Origin of the sequence: Terriglobus sp. RCC_193 (assembly GCF_041355105.1) — a bacterium.
Taxonomy (GTDB): domain Bacteria; phylum Acidobacteriota; class Terriglobia; order Terriglobales; family Acidobacteriaceae; genus Terriglobus.
Genome location: NZ_JBFUPK010000002.1, coordinates 752,338 through 767,251, shown reverse-complemented (window position 1 = coordinate 767,251; position 14,914 = coordinate 752,338). Strand labels below are relative to the sequence as shown.

Genomic DNA, 14,914 nt, shown 5'->3' with positions numbered 1-14,914 from the left:
CCTCTACTCGCAGGCTCTTCGTCACGCGGTGTAATCATCATGCGTCTTTTCGCTCTCTTCCCGATGCTGTTGCTTGCGCTGCCCACACTGGCGCAGGAGACACCGGTGGAAACGCTGCATGTGACGTCGCGCCTGGTGGAAGTCTCCGCCGTGGTCACGGACAAGACCGGCGAGCCGCGCACGGGGCTGACCAAAGACGACTTCATCCTGAAGCAGGACGGCAAGGAACAACCGATTCAGTACTTTTCACAGGGCAATGAACTCCCTCTGACGTTCATCGTGATGATTGATACCAGCGGCAGCCAGCGCACCTTCATTGACGACGAGCAACGCGCCTGCGACGTCTTCTTCGAGACCGTTCTTGGGCGGCCGCAGGATCGTGCTGCGCTGATTGAGGTGAACGCCAACATCCTGGCCCACAGCGATCTGACCAACGATCCCGGCAAGCTGCACCTGGCACTGTATGGGCTGCACTACGACCAACGAGCAGCCACCGCCACTCGCCTGAACGATGCCATCTACACGCTCAGCAAGAGCGTGCTTGCAACGGTCCGCGGACGCAAAGCCATCATCCTGGTCAGCGACGGTGGTGACAACGGCAGCATCACGAAACGTAATGACGCCATTGCCGAAGCACAGCGCGACAACGTACCCATCTACGCAGTCTCCTATAGCGCGTGGGGTGGGTTTCAGCCGTCCCAGACGGGCCGAGGCTACAACATCGGCACTGGCCGCGACCTTGGCATGGAGAACCTGACGGCCTGGTCCTCCGCGTCCGGCGGTCATGTGTACCAGGTCACCGCTGGTACGACGCTGAAACGGATCTTTCAGAACATCGCGGAAGAACTGCGCACCCAGTACGAGATCGGCTACGCCTTGCCCTCCGACACCAAACCCAAACAGTTCCACAAGCTGGAACTGAAGACCAAGGACAAATCGCTCCACGTGCAGGCGCGCAGCGGCTTCTTCACGAATCCCTGAACAGTGAAGCGCGCCGTCCAGTACCATTGCATCAGCGCCATGCCACGCCCCATTTCTGCCACGCCCGATCTGAAGAGCTTCCTCGCACTTGTGAAGAAGAAGCACACGCTCATCCCTGTCTACCGTATGGTCACTGCCGATCTGGAGACGCCGGTGAGCGCCTTTCTGCGCATTGCCGCGGAAGAACCGGAGGCGTTCCTGCTGGAGTCGGTTGAGGGCGGCGAACGCATTGGCCGCTACACCTTCATCGGCATCCGTCCGTATCGCAAGCTGGAATCGCGTGGCCGCTCCATCACCGCGACGGATGGCAAGAAGACGCGGCAGTATGAAGGCGACATCTTCCACGAACTGAAGTCTGCTCTGAGCGAACACAAACCCGCGAAGCTTCCCGGCCTGCCGCCTTTTACTGCAGGCGCCGTAGGATTCTTTGCGTATGACGTGGTGCGGCAGATTGAACGCCTTCCGGAGACAGCGAAAGACGAACTCGGCGTGCCCGATGCATGCCTGATGTTCTTTGATGAAGTGCTTGCCTTCGATCATGTGAAGAAGGAAATCTTCCTCATCCTGACAGCCGATCTGAAGCGCGAACCGGATGCGGAAAGGGCATATGCCAAGGCGACCCGCCGCTTGGATCGTCTGGAAAAGCAGCTTGCCGGGCCTCTGCCTGCGGCGAAGAAGCACAAGCCGTTGGGACCACTCCAGCTAACACCACGCACCGCCAAACGCGATTACATGAAGGCCGTCGCAAAGGTGAAGGATTATGTGGCTGCGGGTGACATTTTCCAATGCGTCCTATCGCAGAGGTTTGACTGCCAGCCCGGCGTGGATCCGTTTGAGATTTATCGTTCGCTGCGCATCGTGAACCCGTCGCCGTACATGTATTTCCTGCGCTTCCCCATGAAGAAGCCCGGCGCACGGACAGAGACTCCGGCGCACATTGTGGGTTCGTCGCCGGAACTGCTGGTGCGGGTGCATGGCAAAAAAATTGAATATCACCCCATTGCCGGAACGCGTCCGCGTGGCGATGACGAAGCCAGCGACAAACGGCTGGAAGAAGACCTGCTTCAGGACACGAAGGAAACCGCCGAACATGTCATGCTGGTCGACCTGGGCCGCAACGACCTGGGCCGCGTCAGCGAATTCGGTTCTGTCGAAGTGAAGAAGCTGATGTTCATTGAGCGCTACTCGCACGTGATGCACCTGGTGAGCGCGCTGGAAGGCAAGCTGCGTCCCGATCTTGCACCCATTGATGCATTCAAGTCCTGCTTCCCCGCTGGCACACTCAGCGGTGCACCGAAGATTCGCGCCATGGAGATCATTGAAGAACTGGAGCCCACGCGCCGCGGCGTCTACGGTGGCAGCATCTTCTATGCGGATTTCAGCGGCAACCTGGATAGCTGCATCGCCATCCGTACCCTGTTCATGCACGGCAAAGACGGCTACATTCAGTCCGGTGGCGGCGTAGTGGCCGACTCTGTTCCGCAGACAGAGTACGAAGAGACCGTGAACAAATCGAAGGCTGTGGTGCGCGCAATTGAACGCGCGCGTTCGCGCTGATTCCGATCTGAAAATCAGCACGCATAAGCGAAGCTCATATGGCCGAAGTCCGTCATCCTGAGCGGAGCCGAAGGACCTGCTTTCTTCTGTGCCCACGGGAATGCTTCCAGAAGGCATCTCGCTCGTGCGACACGGACATCGTTCCAACGAAATCGTAGTGAGGGATAAGAAAGCAGGTCCTTCGACTACGCACTGCGTGCTCCGCTCAGGATGACGGCCTGTAAATAGCGCAACGGCAAATAACTCAACGCCTCAGTAAATCGTGTCGCGGTTGCTGACGATCTGCTTTCCGCCGCCCTCTGCCACGATGTAAGTCCTGCCCGGCAATGGGGGCAACTTACCCGGCTCTGTCCACACAAAGATACGCTGCACGCCTGTCCAGCGCAGGCGCATGGATGCATCGGTCTCAAAGATATCGGGAGCGTCCGTGAAGAACGAGCCGTACCAAAGGTTCGACGATCGCCCATGCCAGATGTGAATGTTATCGCGCTGCAGGTAAAAACCGAGCGTCGATCCTGACTCGTATTCGCCGTTAATAACAATGAGATCGTCCGGGCGAAGGTCTTTCTGAATGGTTCGCACCAGCCGTTCGCTACTGAGCACCGGGGCGAAGGTCTGCAATCCCTTATGCGCGGCCACAAGAAACATCGCCGTAGCAACGCCGAGCACGATGTTGGCATGATGCGGGCGATAGTTCTTTCGCAGCCACCATGCGGCCAGCGTACCGCCAAGCAGCGCAATCGCCGTAAGCGTCAATGGATCGCGAAATGCTCCCATTGCGGTTGCATTCAGATCGAGAAAGTGACCAAATGACAGCGCGTAGTCGCCAGGATTCTGTTGCAGCATGTTCGACAATTCAAACGTTGGCGGCGGCTCCTTTGCATGAACCAGAAAGAACGCACACACCAGCGAAGCAACGGTTCCGAGTACCACTAAAACAGTGCCGATGCGTTGGCCGCTCTGTCCCAGCGTTGCCGGAATCACTTCTTCCTCAGCCTCGGTTGCTTCACGATCAAGCCAGCGACCAATCAACATTGCGAAGAACGGCAGCGATGGCAGCACGTAATACTCCTGCCGTGTGGAGAAGGAGAAGAACACCAGCGGCAGCAGCGCCGCGATCGTTAGCAGCAGCAGCGTCTTCTGCTCGCTGTTTAAGGAAAGCGCTGCGCTGCGTGAACGAAACGCACGCCACGGCGCTGCGCTGACGGCCTTGAACAGAAACGCGCTCCACGGCATCATCCACACCAGCAGCAATCCCCAGAACAGCAGCAGCGGAACCGTATCGTAGTCACGCGGCACACGGAGATTGAGATAGCGCAGCAGATGTTCGTTCATGAAGTAAAACCACGTCCATCCGTGCACGTTGCCATACGACGGCTCGCCCACCCGCCAGCCCTTCCAGAACAGCGGAAAGATATGGCCGGGATGCGTTAATCCTGCCGGATGCCCTTCCGTCGGGTTCGCGCGTCCCGCGGCAATATGCCACGGCGCGCCCACCAGCAGGAACGTCACCAGCGCCGTGACTGGATGCAGCTTCCATAAGCGCCGCAGAGTCCCTGCAAATCCGCGCGTAAGGAGCAGATACAACACGATGGCGCCGATGGGAAAGACGAGCCCGATCAGCCCCTTGGTAAGAATGTTCAGCGCACACGCCGCACCGAATCCAACGGCAGGCAGATACCACGGCCGCTCGCCCTGCTGCTCTGTGATCCAGAAGCAATACAGTGACGCCGTAAGCCAAAGACACACGATGGCATCAGGTATCAGAATGCGCGTGAAGATGAAGAGGCCGAAACACAGCAGCAACAGCATCGCCGCATAGCAACCCGCGCGCGCACTGCGAAAGGCGCGGCGTGCGAAGCTTTCCGTAAGCAGAAATAACGCCAGTACAAACAAAGCCAGCGGCAGTCGCGCCGCAGCCGTTCCCACTCCGAACACCTTCATGCTGGCCGCCATGGACCAGTACAGGACAGGCGCTTTTTCCAGGTAGCGAATGCCGTTGGCATACAGCGTGACGGGGTCGCCGCGCAGAATCATCTCGCGTGCCACTTCTGCATGGACAGAATCGGCGTCGTCCAACAGAGGTGGCGCAATCAACGTGAAGGAGGCGTAGAAAAACAGCCACAACAGCACGAGGAATTTGCGATTGCGAGCGGGGGTAAGCTCATACGCCATAACCCCTTCAGCCTATCGCGAATGCATTAATATCCACGCGGATACATTCGTGAAATGCGGTCGTGCCATCCGAGATTTTCTTCATCCATGCAGGCCCACAGCAGTCCCAGCCCCACCGGCATACCCGCCAGCAGCAGTGCGAAGATGCGATGCAGCATCGCCTTGCGCGTAGGGTTTTCATCGCTGAAGGTGCACAGGCTTATGCGCGCATAACGCATCCCCGGCGTGGTACCGCTCAATGAAAAGAACAGCGTCTGGTAGCCAATGGCAAAGGCAAACAACGTGGCCGCGGACGCCAGCACCGCAGGCAGTCCCGTGGGTAGAACGGGCGAAGCATAAGCCGCTACGGTCACCGCCATCAGGAATCCGGTCACCACACAGCAGGCGTCCACCAGGAACGCCATCACACGCTGGCTGCCCGGAGCCACATACAGCGGCATGGCAAACGAGATCTGCGCATCCGGAGACTCTGCCGTGCGAATCGGTGCATCCACATCCAGCCGGATGGTATGCCACTCCGGCAGAACGCTCTCCACCACCGGCTCCGTAGATACAGCGTTGGCTTCCACTTCAAAGATGCGAAGTTGCGCGCGTTCCGGCGCGGCATCCGCCTCGTCCCGCAGAGGACCCTCCGCCAGGCGCGGGCGGGCCTTGCGGGCCGCCACAAGCTGGCGAGGAAATTCAATCAGGTTCGTGGGCAGCGCTACCGCAGAGTCCAGCGGCCCAGTGGCCAGCCCCAAACGCTCTGCCAGCGTCGCTGGCTTTTCCTGGATCTCATTGACCGCAGCGGTGAACAGCTGCGCGAAATCCGGACGCGCCGGTGACGCGGGAACAACCGCCTCCACCACAACGGGCACGGCAACCGGTTCTGCCATCTGCGGCACCGGGGCCGCTACGGTTACAGGTTCCTCAACCGCAACAATCCTGGCTTCGGTGACGGCCTCAGAAACTCCCAGGGGAGATTCCGTCCCCACCGGCGCGGCAAAGGCGATGATCTCGGCCGGTCCCTGGGCTTCCGGCTGCGGCGCAACTGGCTCACTCCACTGCTCAATCTCATCCAGAAGCTGCTGCTGCGCGGCGGCAATGGCCTCTGCATTGCGTCGGGCGACCTCGGCGGCTGCCTCGGCCTGCCGGATGGCGGCTTCTGCCTCCTGCTTCAGGAAATCGCTGTAGGAGACGGAGCGGGCAAAGCGGGCAGCTACGGAATCCGCAACACGATGACGCGGCGCAGCGGTCTCCACGGGCCGCGAGGACTGCGTTTCCGCAGGCTGGCCGCGGCGCTGACGATGCTCTGCCAGGCGGTTGGCAATCTCACGCTTGAGGGCGCGTGCTTCCTCTTCAGAAACGGTGCCAGCGGGTAGCGGCTGCAGGGGGAGGGGGCTCGCGGTGCTCAAGGCGTCTCACTTTCGTAAAATAGAAACTTCAGTGAGCAGCAACGCCATTTTCCGGAAGAACGTTACGCAGACATCCAGCACGCGCTCCGGGGTGTTGCCGCCTGGCTTCGCATCCGTGCGCGAAGCCTGTATTTGCTGGTGTATCACTTTGGCAGCAGCGTTTGGAGTGTCTGCGACGGCACAGCAGGTAACTGCCAAGGAACCCCCTGCCGATACATCCTCTGCCGCAACGCCGCAACAGCGCGATCTACCGCAGGATCCGGGCGTAGAACGTTTTCCCACAGCCATTCCCGTGCCGGAGCCCTCGGCAAAAAAGATCACCATTGACAGCGACCGCCAGAGCCGCAACGGCAACATGCTGCTGCTGGACGGCAACGTGGTGGTCACCTACGGCGACTATCGCCTGGAGGCCGACCATGTCCGCTATGACCAGACCACCGGCGACGCGGAAGCTGAAGGCCACGTGCACATCACCGCCGACAGCGGCCGCGAAAGCATGCAGGCCACACGTGCGCTGCTGAACATCCATACGGAAAACGGCCGCATGTACAACGTGTCGGGCTCCATCGGCGTGAAGCTGTCGACCCACGGCACCACGTACACCACGGAAAATCCCTTCCTGTTCACTGGCCGCGAAGTCATCCGTACCGGGCCGCAGCAGATGGAGATTATCGAAGGTACAGTCACCAGTTGCCAGTTGCCGCATCCGGACTGGCAGCTTACCGCCGGGCACTTCCTGGTACGCGACGGCAAGGCCCGCGCAAAGAACACCCTCTTCCGGCTGTACAACATCCCGGTGTTCTTCCTGCCGTACGCCACGCACCCCACCGACAGCGAACAGCGCCAGAGTGGCTTCATGATTCCCATCTTCGGCAACTCGACCACCAAGGGCATCGTGATCGGCGAACAGTTCTACATGACACTGGGCCGTTCAGCAGACCTGACCGTGGGAGCGGAGTATTTCTCACGGCGCGGATGGGAACAGTCCGCCAGCTTCCGACTGCAGGGCAACAACAAAGACTTCCTGCGCGCACGCTATTCCGGCCTGCTGGACCGCGGCTTCTACCAGGCGACCACAACCACAACAAACGGCAAGACAACCACGACGAACACCTATGTGAATCAGGGTGGTGAGGACGTGGCCTTCTCCGGGCGCAAAGACTTCGCGCCCCACACGCGCGTCGCGGCAGACGCCGAATACCTCAGCAGTTACATCTATCGCGAAGCCTTCACAGACAACTTCAATCAGGCCGTGTCATCCGACATCAAGTCGTATCTGTACGGCACCACCGGTCGCAACGGCTATGTGGCGGCCCTGGAAATGGACCGCTATCAGGGTCTGAAAATTGTCAGCACGGGCGAGCAAATCCGCATCTTCCACGCACCTGTGCTGGATCTGGATTCGCTGGAGCGCCGTATTGGCACCACGCCATTTCTCTGGAGTTCCACAGCACAATATGCGGGGTTGAAGCGCACGCAGGGAACACCCTCCGCGCAAACTGGCTTCGCATCGGACCTGGTAAGCCGTTACGACGTTCATCCGCAGCTTGCCATGCCCTTTGGCTTTGCAGGCTTCCGCTTCCGGCCCTCGGTCGGCCTGCACGATACGTTTTACTCCCACTCGCGCGCACCAACAGCCCTTCCCGGCCCCGTGCCGACGGAGCGCACGCCCGGACTCAACCGCTTCGTAACAGAAGCAGGTATGGAGATGCGTTTCCCTGTTCTGGAACGAGATTTCAATACAGGTGCTTTCCGCAAGCTGTTGGGGCGTGAAGTGCGCCACACCATCGAGCCGGAGATGAACTACCGCTACGCCAGCGGAGTTACAGACTTCGCTCGTACGTTGCGCTTTGACGATACAGACGTCGTCGCCAATCGCAATGAGCTGGAATATGGATTTACGCAGCGCCTGTTTCTGCGCCCCTCCAAAGTACGCGCCTGCGACACCAACGAAGATCCCGCAGAAACGGATGCGCACTGTGGCGGCACCCGCGAAACCATTCGATGGAAGCTGGTGCAGCGCCACTACTTCGACGATACGTTTGGCGGATATCTCACCACCGCCAACCCCAACGGCGTGCTTGTGCTGAATCGTCGCAACGTTCTGGATAGCACGCTGGACCTCAGCGGCATTGCTTTCCTTACGGACTATCGCAGCGCCTCGCCCATCGTGAGCGAGATGAAACTCAGCGCCACCGATCACATCGACATGGAGTGGGATACGGCCTATGACCTGCATGCAGGCCGTATGCGCCAGAGCAACCTCTTCGTCGACTTTCATCAAGGCAGCTTTTTCGGTGGAGTGAGCCACGCTCGCCTCTATGCTCCCGGACGCTTCACCACTGACACCGGCAGCGGAAGCACTGCCACGTCCCTGATCAGCGACTTCAGCCAGCTCCGCATTCTGCTGGGTTACGGAACGCCTGTAAAACCTGGCCTCAGCATCGCTGCCAATGCAGGCATCGACCTGAAGCTGTCGCAGGTGCAGTATGCCGCCTCGCAGATTTCCTACAACTGGAACTGCTGCGGCATCTCCGGCGAATACCGCAAATACGAACTGGGCAGCGTGCGCAACGAAAACGCTTACCGCTTCAACTTCACGCTGGCCAACATTGGCACCGCAGGCAATCTGCGCCGCGCAGAACGACTGTTCTAAGCACAATCACTTTTCATTGCTTCCTGAAGAGCGAAGTTGCTTTTTCGAACGGGACGGTGGCAGGAAGTTTTCTCCGGTGACAACCCGTTTCCCTGTCTTGTCCTCAAGGGAAATGCGGGCCCGTTTCGCAATACGACCACCCTCCTGCGCTGCTTTGCTGTTCTGATGTATCCCTGTCGCGTTTGAAACTTCCGCGATTTGCCGAGTGGATAGTTCGGCAAGGGCCGTAAAGATCAATTCCGCCTCCGTCATGTGATCGCGAAGGTTCTGGCTCTTCAGTCCTTTGAGCTGCTTGTGGTCCTTCACGCTGGAGCCAGACCATTCTTCATGAATCAGGTTGGTGAGAATGGCCATCTGTTGCCTTTCCTTCACCTCATGACTTGCCCAGTAGTCGGTCAGTTTGTTACGCGTCTCCTGGCCGGTCATGCGCTGGTTGATCCACTTCTCGCTGCGGCCCTGCTTCTTCCAGACATCACGCGCACGATCCAACGCAGTTGACGGGTCTGCAAGCTCCTGCATCCGTTCAAAACCAACCCTGGCCAGCCACTGCTTGATGGGTTCGGCGCGCGGACTGGGAACCGATTGCACCAGCCGGAGCAGCATCTCCGCGGTCGCCACATCGGTAAGCCGCTGCTTCCCATCCTCGGCAGTCAGCTTCAACTGGTTACAATTTGTAACCACTTCGCTTCCTTCAGCGTTCAATCTGTTTTTCAATACTTTCCAGTAGTTGCTGGCTCTTCGCGTATCAGGCTGTTGGGTCAGAACTTTGATGATGTCCACTACGGAGAACCACCACGTTTCGCTCTTCTCGTCATAGATACGACGGATAGGCTGGTCTTCGAACAAGGCCGGTTGCATGTGGCCATCCTAACCGGATCAACTGGCGATGAAAAGGCGAATCTTACCAAGCATTTGTCACGAACCATCGTGTAGCGTGAACACATGCAACATGCAGGTATATCGCTCTCATTGGAAGGCCGCGTCGCTCTCATCACCGGCGGTTCACGTGGCATTGGCGCGGCTGCTGTCCGCCTGTTTCGCAAGGCAGGCGCGAAGGTTGCGTTTTCTTACCGTGCCGCGGAAGCACAGGCGCTTGCACTGCAGGACGAATGTGGTGGCCCGGAGTGGTGCTTTGCCATTCGTCAGGAGCTTGCCACTGCCGCAGACGGTGATGCGCTCGTAAAAGCTGCCGTAACGCATTTCGGTGGATTGAACATTCTTGTCGCGAATCACGGTATCTGGCCGCCGTATGACGCGCCCATCAGCAGCATGACGGATGCACAGTGGAGCGGCACCATCGGCATCAATCTGGACAGCGTTTTCGGTCTCATTCGCGCATCGGTGGCACAGATGCAATCGCAGGAAACTCTCGATGGTGTGCGCGGCCATGTGATTCTGGTCAGCTCCACCGCAGGCCAGCGCGGCGAAGCCTTCCACGCCGACTACGCGGCCACCAAAGGCGCGCTCATCAGCATGACCAAGGGGCTGTCGACCGAACTCGCGCCGCAACACATTCGCGTCAACTGCGTTGCGCCAGGTTGGGTGCATACCGAGATGTCCGAAAGTACTCTCACCGATCCAATCGCGTCTAAGAAGGTGTTCAGCGCCATTCCGCTGGGCCGTGCCGCCACGCCGGAAGAGATCGCAGGCCCCATCCTGTTCCTGTGCACACCGCTCGCAGGATTTGTGGCAGGTGAGATATTCAACGTAAACGGCGGCGCCGTGCTGGCGGGATAACGGTTCAGGTTGGTTCTTGTGCACTTCACAATTTGTGAAGTACACTCTCTGGGTGCACGTAGTCACCCGAAGGAAGCTTCAGGAAGCGGCAAAAGATTTTCGCGATGCGTCGAAAGAGATCAGTGCGTGGCTCGGCATTGTGGAAGCCGTGCGCTGGCGTAATTTCAACCAGGTTCGTCAGATATTTCCCGATGCCGACGCAGTGGACGGCTATGTGGTCTTCAATATTCGAGGAAATCGCTACCGGCTAATCACCGTCATTCACTATGCCAAAGATGAACCAGAAACACAGGGACATATTTACATCCGGTCTTTTCTCCGGCATACAGAGTACAACGACAAGAAAAAGTGGGACCCGTTTGCGACATAAAATGTGCAACGGTCTCACGGAAGGCGGAAAAGCCGATGCTCGCTGAAAACCCCGTTTCACTCATCCAACAAGGCGCGCCTCGTCGTATTCATAACGAGCATGAGCTTGAAGAATATACAGATGCACTTTTCGTCTTGACCGCAAAAGGTAAAACCACTCGGGCAGAACGGGAGACCATTGAGTTGCTCACACTGCTCATTGAAGATTACGAGTCTCGTTATGCTATTCCGAAGGCAACACCACAGGATGTGCTGAAGTACATGATGGAAAAGGCGGGGTTACGGCAGCAGGATCTGCAACCCGAATTGGGTTCCGTTTCCAATATCTCCATGATTCTCGCTGGCAAGAGAAGCCTGACGCTGGCCAATGCGAGCGCGCTAGCCGCCCGCTTTCACATGGATATCCGGGCATTTCTTCCTGTTCCGGAAGCGCAGCCGACTCGTTCTTCCAAGAGGCATGGGAAATCAATGAAGCAAACCCTTTCGAAGTACCCAACTCCCTCGATTGCACGTCGAACAGCATAGGTTCTTGAAGGTAGACACAGATGCAGCGCGACAGTAAGAAGACACGGCACCAACTCATCGCAACGGCCACTGCCCTCTGCCTCGTATTCCCATTGATCGCGCACACGCAGGAACGCGTGCTGACGCTGCCCCCCAAACAGGAAGACAAGCGCGAAGAGAAGATCATTGTCACGCAGCCCAAGCCGGGCGAAGAGATTGATCAGGCCAAGGCGCGCGCCGCGCTGAACACCATGTACACCGCGCTGGGTGGACAAAAGTGGCTGAGCCGTGGCGACTACGTCCTGCGAGGCCGCACCTCGTCGTTCTATAAAAACGAGCCCACCGGCGTAGGTGAATACGTACAGTTCCACCACGCCCTGCCCAACAACCAGTGGGAAGACCGCATCGAGCTCACCAAGAAGCGCGACGTCGTGCAGATATGGACAACCACCGAAGGCGTGGAAGTCACCTATCGCGGGCGCAAGCCGCTCCCCAAGGAAGATCAGGCAGCCTACTTCCGTCGCATTCATTACTCCATCGACTCCATTGCCAACACCTGGCTGACCGATCCGCAGACGCTGCTGGTGTACGGCGGACATAAGGTTGTAGCGCGGCGCGAAGTGGAAGAGGTCACGCTCATCGACAAGCACAACGACTCTGTCACCGTCGACATTGAGCTGAGCAATCACTATCCGCTGCGCCGTCTTTTCCAGTTCCGCAACGACAAGTATCAGGACTTTGATGAAGACGTGGAAGAGTACAGCGACTGGCACGACGTCGATGGCATTCCCACGCCCTACGTCACCACGCGCTACTTCAATGGCGACATGGTGGCACAGCGCTTCGTGGAAGAGATTCATTACAAGCCAGTCGACCCCGCACTCTTTGCGCCGAACGCACCCATCGGCAAGCACAAGGATTAAGTGGGTTGAGCACGCTCGGCATTTTCATGCGCAAGCACGTCATCAGTGAAGCCCCTACGCATTCAGCGAAGCTCGTACGACCAAAGGTCGTCATCCTGAACGAAGCAGAGCGGAGCTGAAGGACCTGCTCTCCTTTCAACCCATGGGAATGCTCATGCAGGTCGTCGCCATATGCATCCCCAGCATCTCAAGCCACTGGAGGAAAGGCCCGCATGAAAATTCTGATCGCGCTGATGGCTCCGTTTCTAATAGCAAGTTGCGCGGCAACACCGCAGCGCTCATCTCCTGCGCAGGGCAAAATTACCTCTGCATGTACACCGCAGCAGATCCAACTCACCTTTGACACGGCCGACGGCGAGTTCAACGGCATGTCCCATTCCGGCTCCTATCTTGTGCTGACCAACACCGGAACACAAGCCTGCACGACGCCGCGCCGCCCCCAGATCACATGGTTCGACACCAATGGCACGGTCATCCACGCAGAACCAGACACACCGAAGGGCATGCATCCCGGCCCAGTGCTGACGCCTGTGACATTAGCTCCAGGAACGTCCGCACGCTCCGCACTACGCTGGGTTTCAGGCGAAGTCTATGACCACAACACCTGCGCGAATGTTGCCAGGGGCACCGTAAAGCTCGACCACGGCGAGGTCTCCGCACCGCTGCAATCGAGGATGTGCGGCGACACCACCGTCGGCCTGCGCTTCGAAGAACCGTGGCTGCAGCCGCAGGAATCGCCCGTTCACGGAGACGTAACGAAGCCATGAGAGGGCGGGCGAACTATACTCACAACAGTCATGAGTGAGATCGTCGCCCCCGTCATGGATGTGCAGCAGATTATGAAGCTGCTGCCGCACCGCTATCCGTTTCTGCTGATTGACCGTGTCCTTGAGGTCGAACCGAAGCAGCGCATCCTCTGCCTGAAGAACGTCTCGGTCAACGAGCCGCAGTTCACCGGCCACTTCCCCGACTATCCGCTGATGCCTGGCGTACTCATCATTGAGGCCATTGCACAGGCGGGTGGCGCATTGCTGCTGAACGAAATCCCCGACCGCGAAAACAAGCTGATGGTCTTCACCGGCATTGATGGCGCGAAGTTCCGCAAGCCGGTGGTTCCCGGCGACCAGTTGAAGATTGAAGTCACCGTACTGAACTGGCGTTCGCGCGCCGTGAAGATGCAGGGCGTGGCCACGGTCGATGGCAAGGTCGCCTGTGAAGCCACCGTGACGTGCCAGCTTGTGCCGCGCCCATCGCAGACTGCCGCTCCGGCAAAAACTGCTGGCGAATCGAATCCGCAGCAGGACGGTCCGACGCTTCCCGAGGCTGCGGTCTAGCTCGCATGGCCATTCATCCTTCCAGCATCGTTGCGCCGGGAGCAGTTATTCCGGAGAGCTGCTCCGTGGGGCCCTTCTGCACCGTCGGGCCGAACGTGGTGCTGGGCGAACGCTGTGAACTGGTAAGCCATGTGGTGCTGGACGGCCACCTGACCCTGGGTGACGACAATCGCATCTTTCCGTTTGCGTCGGTCGGTTGCAGCCCGCAGGACCTGAAGTACAACAACGAGCCGACAAAGGTGACCATCGGCAACGGCAACACCATTCGCGAGAGCGTGACTATCAGCCGCGGCACGGTGGGCGGTGGCGGCGAAACGAAGATCGGCGATGGCTGCCTGATCATGGCCTACGTCCACATCGGCCACGACTCAAAGATCGGCAATGGCTGCATCCTTCCCAATGGCTCCACTCTGGCGGGTCACGTCACGGTGGAGGATTATGCCGTCCTGAGCGCCAATGCCCCCGTGCATCAGTTCTGCACCATCGGCGCCTACGCCTATATTGGCGGCGGCACCACCATCACACAGGACGTTCTGCCCTACTCGCTCACTAGCGTGCGCCGCGAGAACAAGGCCTTCGGCATCAACAAAGTTGGACTGGAGCGCCGCGGCTTTACCCCCGATGAGATCAAGCAGCTTCGCCAGGCCTATCGCCTGCTGCAGGTGAGCAAGCTAAATACGGCACAAGCACTCGAAGCCATCCGTGAAAAAGTTGCCAGCGGCGAGTTCGGCGAACGCGTCGCCTATCTGGCAGAGTTCATCGCCAGGAGCGAGCGCGGCGTCATCAAGTAAACACGCCAGTGCTTCTTCGCATTGGTTCGCGAGGAGAGTCCAAGATGGGATGGATGTTCTGGGCGTTATTGTCCGCGCTCTTCGCCGCATTGACAGCGATTCTGGCGAAGAAGGGTGTTGCGCACGTCGAACCGAATCTGGCGACCGCAATCCGAACGACTGTGGTGGTCGTGTTTGCCTGGGCAGTTGCAATTGCATTCGGACGTCCGCATGAATTGGCCTCGATCGACAGGAAGACATACGCGCTGTTGGCGCTCTCAGGAATCGCAACAGGCCTCTCCTGGATCTGCTACTTCCGAGCGCTCTCTCTTGGAGAGGCTTCGAAGGTTGCACCGGTCGACAAGTTGAGCGTGGTCTTCGTATTGCTACTCGCGTGGCCACTCCTAGGTGAGCAGCCTTCCCTGGGAAGGGTTCTGGGCGCAGGACTCATCACTGCCGGGGCAGTCGTACTGGCAGTTCTGCCGTAAAAACCGCGAATCAACACGCGACCACT

Annotated in this window: 14 protein-coding genes; 11 read left to right on the top strand and 3 right to left on the bottom strand. The window is 58.7% G+C overall.

The genetic code is table 11. The annotated features are described in order from the left end of the window. The first annotated feature begins 39 nt into the window (after positions 1-39). Complete coding sequence (locus AB6729_RS11975; protein WP_371081851.1) at positions 40-981, top strand: VWA domain-containing protein; 942 nt, start codon at positions 40-42, stop codon at positions 979-981. Positions 982-1,020: 39 nt separating this feature from the next. Then, a complete protein-coding gene (gene trpE / locus AB6729_RS11970) occupies positions 1,021-2,538 on the top strand; it encodes an anthranilate synthase component I (RefSeq protein ID WP_371081850.1) in 1,518 nt (505 codons plus the stop codon). Between the two features lie 252 nt (positions 2,539-2,790). Here the strand turns inward: trpE and AB6729_RS11965 are convergent, their stop codons facing one another. Continuing rightward, positions 2,791-4,713 (bottom strand): ArnT family glycosyltransferase, encoded by a 1,923-nt coding sequence (locus AB6729_RS11965; protein ID WP_371081849.1) that lies wholly within the window; start codon positions 4,711-4,713, stop codon positions 2,791-2,793. 26 nt (positions 4,714-4,739) lie between these two features. Next, positions 4,740-6,107, bottom strand: a complete 1,368-nt coding sequence (locus AB6729_RS11960) for an RDD family protein (RefSeq protein WP_371081848.1) — start codon at positions 6,105-6,107, stop codon at positions 4,740-4,742. A 166-nt stretch (positions 6,108-6,273) separates the two neighbouring features. Between AB6729_RS11960 and AB6729_RS11955 the strand changes: the two genes are divergently transcribed. Then, positions 6,274-8,763 (top strand): LPS-assembly protein LptD, encoded by a 2,490-nt coding sequence (locus AB6729_RS11955; RefSeq protein WP_371081847.1) that lies wholly within the window; start codon positions 6,274-6,276, stop codon positions 8,761-8,763. 6 nt (positions 8,764-8,769) lie between these two features. Here the strand turns inward: AB6729_RS11955 and AB6729_RS11950 are convergent, their stop codons facing one another. Then, the gene (locus AB6729_RS11950) at positions 8,770-9,621 is read right to left on the bottom strand and encodes a BRO family protein (RefSeq protein ID WP_371081846.1); all 852 of its coding nucleotides are present in this window, start codon (positions 9,619-9,621) and stop codon (positions 8,770-8,772) included. A gap of 84 nt (positions 9,622-9,705) precedes the next feature. Between AB6729_RS11950 and AB6729_RS11945 the strand changes: the two genes are divergently transcribed. From AB6729_RS11945 to AB6729_RS11910, 8 genes are all read left to right on the top strand, one after another. Beyond that, on the top strand, positions 9,706-10,500 hold the full coding sequence (locus tag AB6729_RS11945) for an SDR family NAD(P)-dependent oxidoreductase (protein WP_371081845.1): 795 nt from the start codon (positions 9,706-9,708) through the stop codon (positions 10,498-10,500). A 34-nt stretch (positions 10,501-10,534) separates the two neighbouring features. After that, positions 10,535-10,870, top strand: a complete 336-nt coding sequence (locus tag AB6729_RS11940; RefSeq protein WP_371081844.1) for a type II toxin-antitoxin system HigB family toxin — start codon at positions 10,535-10,537, stop codon at positions 10,868-10,870. A gap of 35 nt (positions 10,871-10,905) precedes the next feature. Next, entirely contained in the window at positions 10,906-11,394 is a 489-nt protein-coding gene (locus tag AB6729_RS11935) for a type II toxin-antitoxin system HigA family antitoxin (protein ID WP_371081843.1), read from the top strand. Positions 11,395-11,414: 20 nt separating this feature from the next. Further along, positions 11,415-12,296, top strand: coding sequence for a hypothetical protein (locus AB6729_RS11930; RefSeq protein ID WP_371081842.1), 882 nt, complete (start codon positions 11,415-11,417; stop codon positions 12,294-12,296). Between the two features lie 212 nt (positions 12,297-12,508). Further along, the gene (locus tag AB6729_RS11925; RefSeq protein WP_371081841.1) at positions 12,509-13,063 is read left to right on the top strand and encodes a DUF4232 domain-containing protein; all 555 of its coding nucleotides are present in this window, start codon (positions 12,509-12,511) and stop codon (positions 13,061-13,063) included. Between the two features lie 30 nt (positions 13,064-13,093). After that, positions 13,094-13,630 (top strand): 3-hydroxyacyl-ACP dehydratase FabZ, encoded by a 537-nt coding sequence (fabZ, locus tag AB6729_RS11920; protein ID WP_371081840.1) that lies wholly within the window; start codon positions 13,094-13,096, stop codon positions 13,628-13,630. Between the two features lie 5 nt (positions 13,631-13,635). Then, entirely contained in the window at positions 13,636-14,421 is a 786-nt protein-coding gene (gene lpxA, locus AB6729_RS11915; protein ID WP_371081839.1) for an acyl-ACP--UDP-N-acetylglucosamine O-acyltransferase, read from the top strand. A gap of 44 nt (positions 14,422-14,465) precedes the next feature. Then, the gene (locus AB6729_RS11910) at positions 14,466-14,888 is read left to right on the top strand and encodes an EamA family transporter (protein ID WP_371081838.1); all 423 of its coding nucleotides are present in this window, start codon (positions 14,466-14,468) and stop codon (positions 14,886-14,888) included. The last annotated feature ends 26 nt before the right edge of the window (positions 14,889-14,914 follow it).